This window comes from Effusibacillus consociatus, assembly GCF_042652925.1.
Lineage (GTDB): Bacteria > Bacillota > Bacilli > Tumebacillales > Effusibacillaceae > Effusibacillus > Effusibacillus consociatus.
Map to the genome: position 1 here is coordinate 40,535 of NZ_JBHSHC010000096.1, position 15,524 is coordinate 56,058.

Annotated in this window: 17 protein-coding genes and 1 riboswitch; of the genes, 14 read left to right on the forward strand and 3 right to left on the reverse strand. The window is 44.0% G+C overall.

Annotated elements, in window-relative coordinates:
• Positions 1 to 29: 29 nt before the first annotated feature.
• Positions 30 to 935, forward strand: a complete 906-nt coding sequence (locus tag ACFO8Q_RS11650; RefSeq protein ID WP_380025948.1) for a hypothetical protein — start codon at positions 30 to 32, stop codon at positions 933 to 935.
• 48 nt (positions 936 to 983) lie between these two features.
• On the opposite strand, the gene ACFO8Q_RS11655 is transcribed toward ACFO8Q_RS11650, so the two are convergent.
• Entirely contained in the window at positions 984 to 1,181 is a 198-nt protein-coding gene (locus ACFO8Q_RS11655) for a cold shock domain-containing protein (RefSeq protein ID WP_380025949.1), read from the reverse strand.
• A gap of 210 nt (positions 1,182 to 1,391) precedes the next feature.
• On the opposite strand from ACFO8Q_RS11655, the gene ACFO8Q_RS11660 reads away from it, so the two are divergent.
• Positions 1,392 to 2,921 carry an MDR family MFS transporter gene (locus ACFO8Q_RS11660; protein WP_380025950.1) on the forward strand — a complete coding sequence of 510 codons (1,530 nt, stop codon included), beginning with the start codon at positions 1,392 to 1,394 and terminating at the stop codon, positions 2,919 to 2,921.
• A gap of 13 nt (positions 2,922 to 2,934) precedes the next feature.
• Positions 2,935 to 3,480: a PadR family transcriptional regulator gene (locus ACFO8Q_RS11665; protein WP_380025951.1), complete on the forward strand. Its 546-nt coding sequence runs from the start codon at positions 2,935 to 2,937 to the stop codon at positions 3,478 to 3,480.
• Between the two features lie 17 nt (positions 3,481 to 3,497).
• On the opposite strand, the gene ACFO8Q_RS11670 is transcribed toward ACFO8Q_RS11665, so the two are convergent.
• Complete coding sequence (locus ACFO8Q_RS11670; protein WP_380025952.1) at positions 3,498 to 3,752, reverse strand: hypothetical protein; 255 nt, start codon at positions 3,750 to 3,752, stop codon at positions 3,498 to 3,500.
• A gap of 471 nt (positions 3,753 to 4,223) precedes the next feature.
• On the opposite strand from ACFO8Q_RS11670, the gene speD reads away from it, so the two are divergent.
• Positions 4,224 to 4,622 (forward strand): adenosylmethionine decarboxylase, encoded by a 399-nt coding sequence (speD, locus tag ACFO8Q_RS11675; RefSeq protein WP_380025953.1) that lies wholly within the window; start codon positions 4,224 to 4,226, stop codon positions 4,620 to 4,622.
• 37 nt (positions 4,623 to 4,659) lie between these two features.
• On the opposite strand, the gene ACFO8Q_RS11680 is transcribed toward speD, so the two are convergent.
• Complete coding sequence (locus ACFO8Q_RS11680) at positions 4,660 to 4,872, reverse strand: hypothetical protein (RefSeq protein ID WP_380025954.1); 213 nt, start codon at positions 4,870 to 4,872, stop codon at positions 4,660 to 4,662.
• A 155-nt stretch (positions 4,873 to 5,027) separates the two neighbouring features.
• Between ACFO8Q_RS11680 and ACFO8Q_RS11685 the strand changes: the two genes are divergently transcribed.
• The 10 genes from ACFO8Q_RS11685 to ACFO8Q_RS11730 all read left to right on the forward strand — a co-directional run bounded on the left by ACFO8Q_RS11685 (position 5,028) and on the right by ACFO8Q_RS11730 (position 15,523).
• The gene (locus tag ACFO8Q_RS11685) at positions 5,028 to 5,858 is read left to right on the forward strand and encodes an RAD55 family ATPase (protein WP_380025955.1); all 831 of its coding nucleotides are present in this window, start codon (positions 5,028 to 5,030) and stop codon (positions 5,856 to 5,858) included.
• 18 nt (positions 5,859 to 5,876) lie between these two features.
• Positions 5,877 to 6,128: a hypothetical protein gene (locus tag ACFO8Q_RS11690; RefSeq protein ID WP_380025956.1), complete on the forward strand. Its 252-nt coding sequence runs from the start codon at positions 5,877 to 5,879 to the stop codon at positions 6,126 to 6,128.
• Positions 6,113 to 8,263, forward strand: a complete 2,151-nt coding sequence (locus tag ACFO8Q_RS11695) for a LuxR C-terminal-related transcriptional regulator (protein ID WP_380025957.1) — start codon at positions 6,113 to 6,115, stop codon at positions 8,261 to 8,263. Before ACFO8Q_RS11690 ends, ACFO8Q_RS11695 begins: the two co-directional genes overlap by 16 nt.
• Positions 8,264 to 8,517: 254 nt before the next feature.
• Positions 8,518 to 9,093 (forward strand): HD-GYP domain-containing protein, encoded by a 576-nt coding sequence (locus ACFO8Q_RS11700; RefSeq protein WP_380025958.1) that lies wholly within the window; start codon positions 8,518 to 8,520, stop codon positions 9,091 to 9,093.
• A 75-nt stretch (positions 9,094 to 9,168) separates the two neighbouring features.
• Positions 9,169 to 9,480, forward strand: coding sequence for an STAS domain-containing protein (locus ACFO8Q_RS11705; RefSeq protein WP_380025959.1), 312 nt, complete (start codon positions 9,169 to 9,171; stop codon positions 9,478 to 9,480).
• A gap of 5 nt (positions 9,481 to 9,485) precedes the next feature.
• On the forward strand, positions 9,486 to 10,289 hold the full coding sequence (locus tag ACFO8Q_RS11710) for a PP2C family protein-serine/threonine phosphatase (RefSeq protein WP_380025960.1): 804 nt from the start codon (positions 9,486 to 9,488) through the stop codon (positions 10,287 to 10,289).
• Entirely contained in the window at positions 10,286 to 12,283 is a 1,998-nt protein-coding gene (locus tag ACFO8Q_RS11715; protein ID WP_380025961.1) for a flagellar assembly protein A, read from the forward strand. The genes ACFO8Q_RS11710 and ACFO8Q_RS11715 overlap by 4 nt, the downstream gene beginning before the upstream one ends.
• Positions 12,284 to 12,299: 16 nt before the next feature.
• The gene (locus ACFO8Q_RS11720) at positions 12,300 to 12,611 is read left to right on the forward strand and encodes an STAS domain-containing protein (protein ID WP_380025962.1); all 312 of its coding nucleotides are present in this window, start codon (positions 12,300 to 12,302) and stop codon (positions 12,609 to 12,611) included.
• Between the two features lie 78 nt (positions 12,612 to 12,689).
• Positions 12,690 to 12,778: riboswitch (cyclic di-GMP riboswitch) on the forward strand.
• A gap of 169 nt (positions 12,779 to 12,947) precedes the next feature.
• Complete coding sequence (locus ACFO8Q_RS11725; RefSeq protein ID WP_380026098.1) at positions 12,948 to 13,475, forward strand: DUF5317 domain-containing protein; 528 nt, start codon at positions 12,948 to 12,950, stop codon at positions 13,473 to 13,475.
• The gene (locus ACFO8Q_RS11730) at positions 13,472 to 15,523 is read left to right on the forward strand and encodes an HD domain-containing phosphohydrolase (RefSeq protein ID WP_380025963.1); all 2,052 of its coding nucleotides are present in this window, start codon (positions 13,472 to 13,474) and stop codon (positions 15,521 to 15,523) included. The genes ACFO8Q_RS11725 and ACFO8Q_RS11730 overlap by 4 nt, the downstream gene beginning before the upstream one ends.
• The last annotated feature ends 1 nt before the right edge of the window (position 15,524 follow it).

The window sequence follows — 15,524 nt, forward strand, 5'->3', positions numbered from 1 at the left end:
TAGTAGAGTAGAATCCCCGAGGTGATCATGTGAAGGTAAAAGCAAGGTGTGTTTTTGTTCTGGCAGCAGCTGCAGCTTTGACAGCAGGGTGTCAGCCTCTCAGTGCATGGACTCCGGCCTTATTTAATAAGCCCGCTGTATCGGCGACCTCTCCCAAGACCACTTTTGACAAAGTATTGGAACATACCCAGGCAAACCCTCTGAAAGGAAAAGTTCTGGCTGAGATGAAGGGATTGTTCGATCCCGGTTTGCTGCGCTTCGCATTTGTAACATCCGACGGCAGACCCATTTTTGTATATGAAGAGTCAAATGGAACTGTAAACTTAGCAATTATGGCCCAGGACGGAACCGTGAAACATGAAACTTTTCCCGGCTATAAGCTGCAAAAGGCGGTCCTGAACCAGAAAATCCTGTATATCGGATTTAAGGACAGCACGGCGATTAAGTACAATACGGATAGCTTCCATTATTCGGAAGTGGACAAATCGGAGATGGAACATTCGAGGGTTGTGCTCGATGAGTTCAAGCTTCCGGGAAAAGAGGATCCTGTACATACACAGGAAGGGTATGTTTATACAAAAGAAGGTTTTATATTCGACCGTAAGAATCATGAATATCTGCTTGCCGGTCAAACCAAGAAAAAGTTTTATGAAAAAGCGGATTTTGCTTACGGTTCTTATCTGTTTGAATTGGAACCCCGCCTCGATCAGGCGGTGAACTTAAAGGCAGTAAAAGCCCAAGGTGACAAAACCGTGAAAGGAAAGACCTATGGCATCCACTTGGATCTGCCTGAAGGTTATAATGTGAAGCACCTTGATCATGCGATCGGCTACGATGGACAACTGTTCCTTTTTGCAATGGGCGCGGAGGAGCAAGGGAAGCTTGTGATCAAGATGTTCGCGATTCCGCTTGGCTCATTTGAGGAAAAACAATAGAAATGGGGGAGTACCGAAGTACTCCCCCTTATATATGTTCATCATCAATTATAGTTTTACAACGTTGGCTGCCTGAGGTCCACGCGCACCTTCTACGATTTCAAATTCTACCTGTTGGCCCTCTTCGAGAGTTTTGAAGCCCTCAGACTGGATTGCGGAGAAATGCACGAATACGTCGCCGCCATCTTCACGCTGGATAAATCCATACCCTTTTTCAGCGCTGAACCATTTAACAATTCCTTGCATGTTACCATTAACCTCCTAAAGCTAAACAGCTTAAAACTGGCTTCTCTCTGAGAGCCTTTATTTGAGTCTAGCAGAAAAAATCAGGAAAATCAAACAAAAATTTTCCTGAAAAATATGCTGAACTGTCTTGCCATATATATTCTGATTTAAGTATTATAATTAGAGTAGATTACTCAAATTATAGTATGTGACGAAATGGGGAGAATTGCTATGAGAAAGACACATGTCGGATGGACCGTTGCGGCTATGATGCTCGCTCTTTTGTTGGCTTCGCTTGACCAGACGATTGTGGCGACAGCGATGCCGACCATTGTGTCCGAATTAAAAGGAATGGATATTTATTCATGGGTGTTTACTTCTTACATGTTAACCTCGACAACCGTTATGCCGATTATCGGGAAACTGTCCGATATGTATGGTCGAAAGCTGTTTTTTCTTCTGGGACTTGGAATCTTCATGATTGGATCCGCACTCTGCGGGATTGCCGATTCAATGACTGAACTGGTCCTGTATCGAGGCCTGCAGGGTCTTGGGGCCGGGTCACTTATGCCAACCGCCTTTACCATCATTTTTGAAATCTTTCCCCCGGAGAAACGAGGAAGGATGCAGGGGATTTTTGGTGCTGTTTTCGGTATGTCTTCCGTATTCGGACCGTCGCTCGGCGCTTACATTACCGAATCGATTTCCTGGCACTGGATCTTCTACATCAACTTGCCGTTAGGGATTCTCTCTTTCATGATCTTGTGGTTCTCTCTGACGGAGACGAGAGCAGAGGGCTATATGCCAAAGGTGGATTATCTTGGGGCAGGCACGATGGCTGTCTCGATTGTTACTTTACTGCTCGGACTTGTCTTTGGCGGGAAAGAGTACGCATGGACATCCTGGCAGGTTATCGGGCTGTTTGGAGCGTCGCTGCTATTTTTGATCTTGTTCCTGGTAATGGAACGGAAAGCAAGCGAACCGATGCTGCCGCTTACCATGTTTCGGAATCCCGTAGTGACCGTTGTAACTCTGGTTACCTTTATACAGGGAATTGCTATGATGGGAGGCGCCTCCTACATTCCGCTTTTTGTGCAGGGGGTGCTCGGCGGCAGTGCATCAAATGCGGGTTATATCCTGACACCGATGATGCTTTCGCTTGTTGTCGGCTCCACTCTGGCCGGATTCGCGATGCGCAAATTCAGCTATCGAACAATTACGGTGGCTGCGATGGCGGTGATCTCACTTGGTTCGTTTTTGCTTACCGGGTTGAGTGTGGACACCTCTTCGCTCGAAGTGACTTTCTCCATGATTGTTTTGGGCTTGGGAATCGGCCCATTAATGCCGGTTACCATGACTGCGGTACAGGGAGCGGTTGATGCCTCCCAACGTGGTGTTGCAACCTCGAGTGTAGCTTTCTTTCGTTCAATTGGAGGAACTGTTGGCGTAGCTGTGATGGGAGCCATTATCACACATCATATGACGGTTTCCCTGGCAGACAAACTTTCCGGTATTTCCATGGATGGAGCAGTATTGCAGGATCCGCAAGCATTGCTGCAGCCGGAAGCGAGGGCGGCCATCCCGGCTCCTGTGTTATCTGTACTGCAGGGAGCTTTGGCTGATGCGATCGCGTATGTTTTTCTGTTTGGGTTCATTGCCGCCGTGATCGGTGTTGTCATCTCGTTTTTCCTGGGAAATTCCCGGCTGGAAACACGCAAACAAAGCATGAAATCGCAACCGGTTGGGGATAGTTCTTTATAAGGAGAGGTTTTGGATGGAACTGCGGCTGTTAATTCTCGGACTTCTATGCGACCAGGATCTCCATCCCTATGAAGTTTTACAGATTTTAAAAATGCGCCAGGTCCACGATTACATCAAGGTAAACTACGGAACCCTGTATTATGCGTTCGAACAGCTGGAGAAAAACGGGTGGATCGAGGTCAAAGAAGTGATTCAGGAAGAGAAACGACCCGAAAAAAAGGTTTACCGGATCACGGAGACAGGGCGCAGCGAATTTAAAAAGATGCTGCACAAGGCGTTTCGGACTGAGTCCAAAATGTTTCATCCATTGTACCCGGCTTTGATGAATGCGGATTTTGCCGATGCAGATCAAGTGAAAGCTGCGATCAAAGAGAAGATCGAGAAGCGGCGGGAGACCGTGGAATTTCTTCGCACCCTTTTCCAATGCAAGGTATCGGATCATCCGTACGGAGTCGTTATGCTGATCAAGAACGCGCTGATGCACAGTGAAGTCGAATTGGCCTGGCTGGAAGAATTTCTGCTTGGAGTGGAAAAAGGACGTTTGGACCGCAGAGAATGAAGAATAAAAACACCGGCTCAACTCGGCCGGTGTTCTTTGTTGATTGGCTGTATGTCCAGCGTATCGGAGGCAAAATTGTTCGTCATAAACCATTCTTCGATATCAAACTCGTCACCGTTTGCTTCAAAGAACAAGCCATCTTCATCTGCCTTTGCGATGATCCCGGTGCTCACATTGTTCACCGTTACTTCAGCCGGCAGTGAGTCCGGTCGAGATTCGTATTCATCCCAGATCTTTTGGCAGAACGAGTCTACAGATTCTTGAATATTCATGCCAGCCCTCCTCCTTTATGCATATCTCCATTGTGTGCCAACTCGGCCTTCCCTATCCGTGATCGGAGTATTTGGGTGTTTGTACAGGTACGAATCGGTATAAAAGCTCATATTTTATGAGCGACCTTTATCATTGGATACTGGTCATGGAGGATCAACTTTCCAGTTTACTTTGACTAGCCGATGTGATAGGATTTCATGAACAACTTGCTTCCGTTACCCATTCTATTAGCCTTCCAGAATGTTTCTCAAAAAAGTTGTGGAAAACTATTGAAACCTCGTTCAAGATGTGATACTTTATTCTTCGTTGAAATTTGTTTGGGTAAAAAACGAAGCAAGAAGGATTAGGAACCAGGATTCACTTAAAGGGTTAGGACCTCTCCGGACTAACTTTCCCCCGTGGTGAATGACGTAGGTCCTAGCGAAAAATCTAAGTTACAATTTTTCGTTTAGGAAGGGGGCCGAAAGCTCATGATCCAAGAAGAGTATTCAACTTTTGGGAGACATGTTGCTGTCGACACGTGGGGTGCTGACTTTAACATGCTCAATGATGCCAAATTTTTGGAAAAAATGATGGTACAAGCTGCAGAAAAATGTGGTGCAACGGTATTATCCGTTCAATCCAAACAATTTGAGCCTCAAGGGGCAACTGTATTGGTTTTGCTTTCGGAGAGCCATATCTCGATCCACACATATCCGGAAAAGGGATTTGCGGCGCTTGATTGCTACACCTGCGGTGAGACGGTCGATCCGCAAGTAGCGATGGATTATATGATCTCTGTATTGAAACCTGCAAAAACATACCCTAAAATGCTTAAGCGCGGAGAAGGTCCAATCGTAGTTGTTGAACCGGTTGAAGCGGTAAGGTAACGCCTGCATACGCAGGCTTTTTTTATTTTCGGTTTTTTTATTCCCCACCGGTAAAATTTTCGAAATTGTCGAATTGCATCCCTTGCACAGGTCCCGCTTCATATAACGCGTCATCACCGGTGGGAGCATGCAGTTCCGGTTGAATAAACCGCGGTTGAGGACTTGCGTTTGGCGCCTCTTCCTGCAGCTCGTTGAGCTGTTTTTTCAATGCCTCGATCTCGTGCTCCATTTTTTGAATTTGATTGTCCATCGTGATCCCTCCATTCAGTAGGTTTTTACTTTCTAAGGTGTTCTATGTATAAAAAAACATAATTAATGAATGATTGGGATTTTTGTGTTAAAGTTTAATTGTGGCGGGGAAACTTAATCTCGGGGAAATACATACATAAGGTGGAATCGGACAGTATGGTATCATCGGGAATTTCAGGTCTTGACCATATTTTATCCGGTGGCTTTCCTCGGGGCTCATCAATTATAGTTGAAGGGGCTCCGGGAACCGGTAAGACAACTTTAGGCCTTCAATTTCTTTATCATGGGGCTGTCAACTGTGATCAACCGGGAATCTATATTACTTTTGAAGAATTGCCGGAACAATTGTACAAGGACATGTTGTCTTTTGGCTGGGATCTTCGCCGGTTGGAGAAACACAATCAATTGCGGGTGATCTGTACATCACCTGAAGTACTGCTGGAGCAGATGATGACACCGAACGGTCTGTTTGAACAAATGGTGAAACAGATTCAATGTCGGCGCGTGGTGATTGACAGCATCAGTTTATTTCAATACGGCAGTGACAGAAAAGGTGTTCACCGACAAGCCATATACAGTTTACGAAATATGTTGCGCAAGTTTTCTCTGACATCCTTGTTGATCCGCGAACAAACTCATGGTGACTCAGGCGAAATGCCTTTCGAAAATTATGTGGCGGACGGGCTAATCCGTCTGTCTTTACAACAGCATCTGCAGAAATACCGAAAGCGTACACTGGAAGTATTAAAGATGCGGGGAGCAAGGATTTCAGAAGGGGAACATATCTATCGAATCACGGATGAGGGAATTCATTTAATTCCAGCGTTGTCGATGGTCGAGGATACAATCATAGCCAGAGATCAGCAAACTGTGTCAACAGGTATACCCCGTCTGGATCAATTGCTTTCAGGAGGAATTCCCAAAGGTTCTGTATTTATCTTGGATACAAACAGTAAAGCAAACTATAGAAACCGTTCGTTCGGTTAGTGTGAGGAGGGGAAAACGATGGATAAAACGAATATGCTTCCCCTGCAGATGGAGTGTACATTGTTCTTTCAAGAGAATCCATATACGCTTGAGACTCTAGCAGGTCTTGCGTTGCGTTTGGGCAGAAAACCGGAGGATATCCGACCAGCCTTGCAGCATCTTGTTTCTCTGTCGATTCTTGAGGAGATTGGTGAAGGGGAACGAGCCATATACCGCTATAATCACCCAGTTGTGACGAGCGAGGTCGGTATAGTATGGGAACAAGTTTAGATTTAATGCAGGATTTGCAAGATGCATATGCTTCTCTATGTAATTTGACGATTTTTACTACAGATTCCAACGGGGAACTTATAACCCGTCCGTCCAATATTACGCCATTGTCGAAGTTGTTGCTGGAAGGGGATGATCTGTCATTTTCCGTTCGAATCCGCAATGCGTTGGCTAATTTCTCACAAATCACGAAACCGATTCTATATGAGATGCGTCCAGGATTAAAGTTTATCTTGGCGTCAGTAAGAACAGGCGACAAAACCCAGTATTACATAGGAGCCGGTGTCATTATCGAAGAGCATTCCCGTGAACTGATTAAAGATTACTTTAACACCTCTACAAAAGACCCTGTCCAGTGGAAAGAGGCGCTTGATACACTAGGTGAAACTTCAGCTCTGTCGAAGGAAGTGCTGTTGGAACACATCGATAAGATGGCTTTGATATTGTCCTTGCATCTAAAAGCTGCCGAGCGTAAGCAGAAACTCGGGATCATTAACGATGTATCCACTCTGATTACCCAACCAAACAGTACGATACCGCATGTATTGGAAAAATTCTTGCTGTTTAAAGAAATTGACTTTGTCGGTTTTGCCGAGAACGTAGACAATGAACTTTTTCGAGTTTCCCATATGCTGGGAGAAAATGCTTTGGCCTTAGCAGGCGCTTCTTTTTCAACAGGTGAAGGTTTTCTCGGACATGTGGCGGCGACAGGACAACTTGGATTCTGGGGAAATATTGCACGAGATCCGAGAACGCTTTTTTTTACACAAAAAGATATATATCCCAATCTGTTATTTTGTTGGCCGGTTAGAAGGGAAGCGAAAGTTTCAGGTCTTCTGTTTGGAGGAAGTTATACCTCTTCGGTTATTCAACCGGATGTCCTTTCTTTCGGCCAAACGATTGCCAGGTTACTTGAGGTTCAATTGACGAATCGATCTTTGCAAGAAGATAGAAACAACCATATACTGCGGTTATCTGCCTTAATGGAGATCTGTCAGGTAATGACCGTTGTTGACGATCTCAAACGAATTCTGCTTATCCTCGTTGATATGAGTCTCAATTTGGTACAGGGGTCGTTCTCATGCGTGGTGTTAAAACAACGAGACAAAGAATCTAAAGTTCAGATAGTATCCAGGGGGCTCGACTCTGAACAGATTGACCATTATACCCAGGATTTGTTCAGACGGCATCTGTCATCAAAAAGTGCGGAGAAGAATCATTTCAGCGAGAATGGCGTTCACGAAACCGACTGGGGAACAGCGGTGATCGAATCCCCTCTGAAGGTGAACAATGAAATTCAGGGGTTTTTATGTGTGGGATTACGCTCTCAAAAAGAGATGGACGAATTTCAAGCCCTTCTTTCCAGTCTGACGACAATTGGGGGGATGGCGATCCAACGTGTGCAAGAAGCAGCCGGTTTGAATCAGATCAATCAACTGGTAATCACGTTGCATCGGGCTATGAAGCAATGGAACCGTGAGGATTATGAATTGACGTTGCGGGCTAAAGAGTTGGTCGTTTCGTTTTCCCGGTATTTGGGACTTCCTGCGACGGAGATTACTCATATCGCGAATGCCTCCCTGCTTTTCCGTTACGAACTTGATTTCCTGAACGAAACCCTGCCGAGCCAGGAGCTAATGAATATTCTGCAAGAGTTTTCGAATTTTGCAGAGGAGTCGGACAACAAGCCGATGGGCAATGCCTCCTGCGGTATTGGCAGTCAGATCCTTTATCTTGTCTGGCGTTATTTGAGTCACGGTGAACAGCCGGAATTTCTCGATCAAATCACCTATATGAATCGACAGTTGCTTGAAAATTTCAAGGCTTTTTTACTCAGTCGGGAAGTTGTCGATCGTGAGGTTTCGATTCGTGATCAAGGGCCGACGGCAGATGGCGAATCAGATCCTCTGCTGATGCAACGGATGAAAGAATCAATGCCGCTCACCTCACGTGAACAAGAAGTATTGCATCTGGTTGTGCAAGGGTTAAGCAATCGGGAAATTGCGGAAAAGTTATATATCAGTGAACATACGGTCAAGAATCATATGTCGAATATGTTTCAGAAACTGGGCGTTTCCGACCGGACTCAGGTGATTGCCATGGTGTATCAAAGCGGATATGGCAAAACACAATGATAGGTAAATTGAAACCTCTCTTCTGCGTGTTGCAGGAGAGAGGTTTTTTCGTTGTGGTTGTGCGGGAATAGGAAGGGTTTCCTAGTCGATTCCCGTTCTGTTATGTCGAAAAATAGGAAGACTCAGGGATTTTCTTTCCAGTTTTTATTTGGCAGAATAAACGTAACAAGATTCACAGGGGGCGTTGTGGTGAGGAGGGGAGGGGAGTAACACTGAGGGAACTGCTTACATTAGATAATGTTCCAAAGAAGATAATGAATTTTGCGATTGAAGACAAGTCCGCTTTTTTAATGAGGCGGTTAAAAGAACATCATCCTTATACGTATGTGCATTCCCTTCGTGTTGCGCACTATAGTTTTGAACTTGCGAAAATGATGGGATTTTCCGATCCGGAACTGGATGTGCTGGTGCGGTCTGCATTGTTGCACGATGTGGGAAAGTTGAAAATACCAAGGAAAATTCTTGATAAAAAAGGCAAGTTGGATGAAAAAGAATGGTTGAATCTGCGGCTACATTCACAATACGGCGCTGAAATTGTACAGGAATTCAGTTACAGTGGTTTAGTCGATCCGGAGGTGATTCTTTATCATCATGAAAATATGGATGGGACAGGTTATCCATTTGGATTGACCGGAGGAGCTCTGTCACTGTCTGTCCGTATTGTACGGATTACCGACAGTTTCGACGCAATGACCACCATGCGTGCTTATAATCAGCTGAAAAGTATGGATCGGGCGATAGATGAGTTGTTTCGGTGGAGCGATGTTCATTTTGATTTGGAAGCAGTTGGAATATTCGAGCGGTATATTCAGGAGAGATATTTTGGATGATCGACCGAGAGGTTATATTTTTCATCTCAATACTGTTTGAAACTGTTTGAAACTGTTTGAATGAAGGTGAATTGAGTGAGTCTATCTGTACAGGTTACACAAGCTTCTCCACAATCGGCAGTGGTAAAAGTGGAGGGTGAAGTGGATATTTTCACTGTAGACCATCTGCTCGCCGCAATTGAGAAATGCAATGCGAAAACTATTGTTTTGAATTGTGAAGGACTTGTTTTTATTGATTCAACCGGTATCGGACTCTTGTTGCGTAAAATGGTTGAATTAAAAGAACAAGGAATCAATGTAACATTCGATTCCGTACCCGAGCCGATTGATGCGATCCTGGATGAAATGGGAATCTATGAAATCTTGGACGAATTAAATGGGAGGTAGCCCATTTGCGAACGAATGAACTCCATCATCAATTTGAAAAGTACATGCAGGGTGTAAAGGATGCTTCGCAAGAAGTTGCGGCAGCACAAGCGATTCAACAGATGCTGCTGCATGATGATATACCGGTCTGCACGAAGTTGTCTTGTGTGGGTATCTCGATTCCCGCTTATCAACTGAGCGGTGATTACTATGATTTTATATTTGACGAACAAAATGGGCGCTACTGGGTTCTGGTTGGTGATGTAATGGGAAAGGGAATCCCCGCCTCGCTGATGATGGTGATGGTCCGTTCGACCGTGCGGTGTCTGACCTCAATCCACAAGACACCTGGTGAATTGTTATACGCGTTAAATAATCTTCTTTGGAAAGACATGACTCGTTTGCGTTCATTTTCAACCTTGTTTTGTGGAATGTTTGATGTGCATTCCTCTAAATTCTTTTATGCGTCTGCCGGGCATCCGAGTCCCCTTTTAAGCAAGAAAGATGAGCCATTGGCACAACGGCTCGAAGGAAGGGGCACGATCATTGGGGTATTAAAAAATCGCCGCTACAATGATTTTTCGGTCGCGCTGTCAAAAGGAGATCTGATTGTATTTTGTACCGATGGTGTTCTTGAAGCAATGAATAAAGATAAAAAACATTACGGTTATGAGATGCTTAAAAAAATTATTGAAGCAAATAGGAATGAAGACCTGTCCGACTTGATCCAATACATTTCGGACGATGTAAAGCGTTATGCGGAGGACTACAGGCGGGATGATGTCGCACTTGTTGCGCTACGTTGTGAGGAAGGAGCCGGGTCTGGATGAGTGATGTAATCACAATTCGTGCCAAGACGATCGAAGAGGCGGTTTCGAAAGCATCCGAGCATCTGAAGATCTCTCCCCAAAAGATTCAGTTTGAAGTAATCGATGAAGGTTATCGCGGGCTGTTTCGTAAACGTCCTGCCATTATTCAAGTTTTTGTAAGGAAATCCGTCCGAAAAGAAGAGGAATCGCCAACAACGGTCGACATACTGTCAGCTCCGTCAAAGGCAAAAATCCAGTCCGAATATGGGACAGTCTGGGTGAAAGACGGGAAAATTTTCTGTAAAAACGGGAGCTATCAGTATGCTATGCTTACTCCGTGTGACGGACTCACATTAACTGTTAATGGTCAAGCTGTTACAGGTACTACGATCGTGGCTGAAGAAGATGTGATTGACTTGGAACTGCATAATCACTTGAGAGAAACAAAGATTTCTCTAACGGTCTCCGAAGACCAAATGCAAGTACTTCTTGAGATTGTACCCGGATATTCAATCACCAGATCTCTGAAAGATATGCCGCCAAGCAGAGAACTGACTCTGGAAGTGATGGAAACAAGAACTGTTAAAACAAGCATTACAGAAGAAATGGTTTATCAGGAACTGGAGAAAATCGGTGTGAAGATGGGGATCGAACATGACGAGATAAAGCGTGCATGCAGATCTCGAGAACCCATTAAATGTGTGATAGCAAAAGGGTATGATCCGATTCCGGGACGTGATGGCGTGTTTGAACTCGTTTCCCAAAAAAGGCGGGAAGAGAAGGAACAATTTATCATCACTGATACAGTAGACTGGAAGGAACGATTCAGCTTGCCGTCAGTACAAGCGGGTGAAGTCATCGGCTATCCTGTAGCTGCAAAACCCGGCGTGAACGGATGGAATGTATTTGGCCATGAAGTACCTGCCCCGGAAGTTAAGGAACTTACGGTTTTGACCGGTACCGGTACCATTTTGCATGGTGAGAATCGTAAATTAGTCGCGACTGAAGCAGGCAGGATTAAAATTACACAACACCCCAACAATACGCTTGGTTTCAGCATTATTCCACAATATGTACACAATGATAACGTCAATATTCGAACAGGCAATATTCGGTTTCACGGCGATGTGTTCATCCTGGGGAATGTGGAGGACGGCATGATTGTAGAGGCTGGGGGAAATTTGCATATACTGGGGAGAGTCTCGAATGCAACCGTTCGTACCGGCGGTGATTCGGTTATCAATGGAGCAGTGACAGGATCGACAATTATTTGCGGGTACTCCAATCTTGTGTGGGATAACATGCTCCCGCATTTTAAATCAACATATGAGTTAATCATTCAGTTAATCAATGCGATTCGGCAACTTGAATCAAACAAATCGTTTTCCCGCCAGGATATTGCCAAGATGGGATTGCAGCCCTTAATCAAACTTCTCACTGAAGTCAAGTTCAAAGAATTGCCTTCGCATATTCGTAAAATAAGCGGGTTTGCCAAAAACGACAAGGAAATCTTTGATTCTGAGATGCAACTGATTGTCGATTTTTTGGAAAAAGCTTTTCTCTATTTTCATCCCCTGGTTTCCGACTTGGGACAGATGGAATCGCTTGTTGCCCGAATGGAATCTATAATTTTCGCCGCTGAGTTTGACTCGAATAAAAAGATGAACATCAACGTACAAAGTCTGACAAACAGTAAAGTGATTTCTGCTTGGGATGTGGAAGTGGAGCGATTTTGTTATGGGTCGAATATTCAGGCAAAGGGGACAGTTCGGGTAAAGGAGCAACTGCGTGGAGGGCAAGTTGAAGCTGGGCATTTCGTAAAAGTAAAAGAGATTGGATCGATCAGTGGAAGTTCCGCAGTTGTTTGGGTTACAAATTCTGACGGGTATGTTCAGGCTGACCAGGTATGGCCTGATACGATGATCCGGATCGCTCAGCTGACCAAAAAGTTTATACATGAGGAATCATCTGTATTTATGAGAATAAATGACCAGGGCAGCCTGGTTCTTAGATAGGCTAGGGGGGAAAACAATGTTTCAAGCAAAAACGGCGATTGAAAACAAAAATCTGCAAATCGATCTGCAGGGCGCGTTGGACGTTAGCGGGGTGGATATTTTCGAGAGGATGATTGCTGAAATTGATTTGTCATCCGTTACTACCGTTCATATTGATTTCAATCAAGTCAATTTTATTGATTCAACCGGTATCGGTTCCATATTGAATCTGATTCGAATGCTGGATGAACATGAATTGATCTATGAAATTGTAAACGTCCAAGATGACATTCGTGAGATCTTTTCGATTATAGGGTTAGAGGACTTGATGGCGCATGGGGAACAATAGAGAATATTAATATTTTCCGTGAAAAATTTTACTTTATAAGAAGGAATTACAAATTAAATGTAGAAATGAATTAGAGCAAGGCGAAAAAGGCAAACTTCGGGAAACCGAAGGACGCAAAACTACAGGGGCTAAGGTAGGTGATCCTACTATGCCAGCCAGTTACCGAAAGGAGGATATCACGATGAAGAAGATTTCTTCTATCGTAACCCTCGCAGCACTGTCTGCGATGGCGCTTGCGACAATTATCGGCAAGCCTTGGTTCTAATTTTCCTCGCGGGGAGAACTGGGTGGATTACCCCCAGTTCTTTCTGTCTTATGTGAGGGGGAGTGTTAAAGATGACATATGTCGTCCTTGCCGGAATTGTTGCGGCTTTTCTATCAAAGCGAAATCCAATGACAATTCTTCATATAGAATTAAAAGCTCGTTATGTAATGATCGGAATTTTAGGCGTACAAATACTTCTGGCTATTATTGCAGCAAAAACGAATCAACAATACCCGATCATTCTAAACATTACCTTTTTGGGAATACTTGTGTGTTTGTTCTGGAATCGCCATCTGTCCGGGATAAAGTGGATACTTGGGGGAGCATCACTTAATTTTCTTGCACTCCTTCTGCACGGAGGACTAATGCCTGTATCGGCTGCTGCAATGAAAATATCAGGTTTGGACAACGCGGGGTTTGATGCTGATTCACGTCATTACCTCATGGAAGATACGGCTTTTTGGTGGTTAGGAGACTGGATACCATTTTTAACACCTGTTGGCACAAATTATGTTTGGAGCCCGGGTGATGTTTTAGTGGCGATAGGAATTTTTGTCTTCCTTGTAAGGAATTCGCAGAAGAGGAGTTATACCTCATGAGAGATCTGAATTGGTATACTGGTTCTCTTTTTTTGATAGGTATCTATGCTCTGTTCCATGCGATTTATATTCACCAAACTGACCACTGGCCGGTGCTTTTACTTATTACCGGTTTGATAGTTGTATTAGATCTTTTTCCGATTAAACTTCCAAGTGGCGATGAATACGCAGCGGGTACGATCGGAAGTCTGTTACTTCTGTATCACATTGGTTTAACCGCTTCAATTATTTCAATAACCATAAGCATATTTTTCGCGTTTTTGAAAAGATACCGCTCCGTTCGAAAGATCAATTGGTTTCGTTATTTTGTGACAATCGGAATGTATTTTATCTGTGCATCCATATCATCAGTCGTTATTCAGTTGACTGATGATTTAAGTATCTTTGTTTCCGTGTGGCTTACAGCCAGTACGTTCGACGTGCTAAACACGCTTTTATTAGCCGGAATTGGAAAATCTTTGATGGGTACACCTATCTTTCATCACTTTACGGACAAATTACGGGAGCTGATTGTACCGGTTTTTGTATGTGTGATCGTTATACCACGCTTTCTGTTTGTCCCTGATCTAACTCAGCTGGTAGTAGAACTGCTATATACTGCGTTTTTCCTTTTAATAATTATTTTCTTTTCTACCCAATTCATTAATCAAATTACGATACGGCAACACACTTCAAATGAATTCATACGCCTGCTGGAAAATCGAATAACTCCGTCCCTGGCGGGCCATGGGGCAAGAGTTGGCTTAATTTGCGACATGCTTATTGAGGATTTGGGGTATCCCAAAAACAAGAAACATAACCTCATTCAAATGGCAATAATCCATGATATCGGTAAATCCCTCTTGCCATCACACGTTTTTCGGAAAAGGGGAGCTCTGACTCTCTCTGAGGAAAAAGAGTATCAGAGTCATTGCGAAAAAGGGGCAGAGATTGTACGGTCCACCTTCCCAAATGACAAGTTTGCTGATTGGATTCTTTACCACCACGAACAGTGGGATGGGAAAGGGTTTCCAAGTGGACTGAAAGAAAACGACATTCCATTCGAGTCACGAATACTTTCTTTATGCAATCAACTTGACCATATTATGACCCGACACAGGGACGATACTACCGTTTATCAATTGCTCCAAGAGATGAGCGGAACGGTTTTGGATCCGCTGCTGACGGCAAAGATTGATATATCCACCATTTCTTATATTCGTGAAAATCTGTCGTATGAAAGTCACTCACAAATGGACGAATCGATTGAAACTAATGAAGATTCCCGGAATGAGGAGAAAAGTCATATTGGGAGATCATTTTTTCTGCAATATACCTCCGACAATCAACTGGCCAACCATGACAATGCTCTGCCCATAGATGAGGTTTCGAGATTGGCTAAACTTTCAAGAGAGACGAAACAGACATTTCATGAGACAATTGCCTATAATGAAAAGACAATGGAAATTCACTTTTATCCTTCGAACACTGAAGTTCTTATTTTTGTGCATGATTTAACCCCCATGCTCGAATATCGAATGAAAACAACCAGAAAAGTCTTGGAATCTTATCAAGATGTGATCCGAACGTTGTCTGACGAAAAGATCGTCCTATGTACGAGTGAAGCAGAGTTGAAGGGACATTTGGGCGAGTATATAGATTCGATGCAGGTGAACAGTGCCGCGGACGTTCCGATAAGCAGGAATTTTGTATCGAAGTACATCCCGGATTTTTTGAAGCCTCAATTTCATATGAAAATTATGCTGGCTGTAAGCGAAGGGGCTACGAATTTGATCAAACACGCTACAGATGGGGAGATCTCTCTTTATTCGAAAGAAAGTACTTTTCAGGTATTGATTTCGGACAAGGGCTCCGGGATCCTTTTGCACGAAATTCCCAAGACACTTTTGGTCTCCGGGTACAGCAGTAAACGTTCGTTGGGAAAGGGATTTTCGGTTATGAGCAAGTCCGCGCACAAGGTCACAGTGTACACATCAACAAGAGGGACCAGCATACTCATGGAGTTTTCTCATGAATCTTCCGAGATCAAGAAGGATCTAATTTCCTGAT

Bases quoted from the DNA above. Each gene is read 5' to 3' on its own strand.
- ACFO8Q_RS11685 (WP_380025955.1), top strand. From the start codon at position 5,028: ATGGTATCATCGGGAATTTCAGGTCTTGACCATATTTTATCCGGTGGC.
- ACFO8Q_RS11695 (WP_380025957.1), top strand. From the start codon at position 6,113: ATGGGAACAAGTTTAGATTTAATGCAGGATTTGCAAGATGCATATGCT.
- speD (WP_380025953.1), top strand. From the start codon at position 4,224: ATGATCCAAGAAGAGTATTCAACTTTTGGGAGACATGTTGCTGTCGAC.
- ACFO8Q_RS11730 (WP_380025963.1), top strand. From the start codon at position 13,472: ATGAGAGATCTGAATTGGTATACTGGTTCTCTTTTTTTGATAGGTATC.
- ACFO8Q_RS11665 (WP_380025951.1), top strand. From the start codon at position 2,935: ATGGAACTGCGGCTGTTAATTCTCGGACTTCTATGCGACCAGGATCTC.
- ACFO8Q_RS11720 (WP_380025962.1), top strand. From the start codon at position 12,300: ATGTTTCAAGCAAAAACGGCGATTGAAAACAAAAATCTGCAAATCGAT.
- ACFO8Q_RS11680 (WP_380025954.1), bottom strand. From the start codon at position 4,872: ATGGACAATCAAATTCAAAAAATGGAGCACGAGATCGAGGCATTGAAA.
- ACFO8Q_RS11670 (WP_380025952.1), bottom strand. From the start codon at position 3,752: ATGAATATTCAAGAATCTGTAGACTCGTTCTGCCAAAAGATCTGGGAT.
- ACFO8Q_RS11715 (WP_380025961.1), top strand. From the start codon at position 10,286: ATGAGTGATGTAATCACAATTCGTGCCAAGACGATCGAAGAGGCGGTT.
- ACFO8Q_RS11690 (WP_380025956.1), top strand. From the start codon at position 5,877: ATGGATAAAACGAATATGCTTCCCCTGCAGATGGAGTGTACATTGTTC.
- ACFO8Q_RS11725 (WP_380026098.1), top strand. From the start codon at position 12,948: ATGACATATGTCGTCCTTGCCGGAATTGTTGCGGCTTTTCTATCAAAG.
- ACFO8Q_RS11655 (WP_380025949.1), bottom strand. From the start codon at position 1,181: ATGCAAGGAATTGTTAAATGGTTCAGCGCTGAAAAAGGGTATGGATTT.
- ACFO8Q_RS11660 (WP_380025950.1), top strand. From the start codon at position 1,392: ATGAGAAAGACACATGTCGGATGGACCGTTGCGGCTATGATGCTCGCT.
- ACFO8Q_RS11700 (WP_380025958.1), top strand. From the start codon at position 8,518: ATGAATTTTGCGATTGAAGACAAGTCCGCTTTTTTAATGAGGCGGTTA.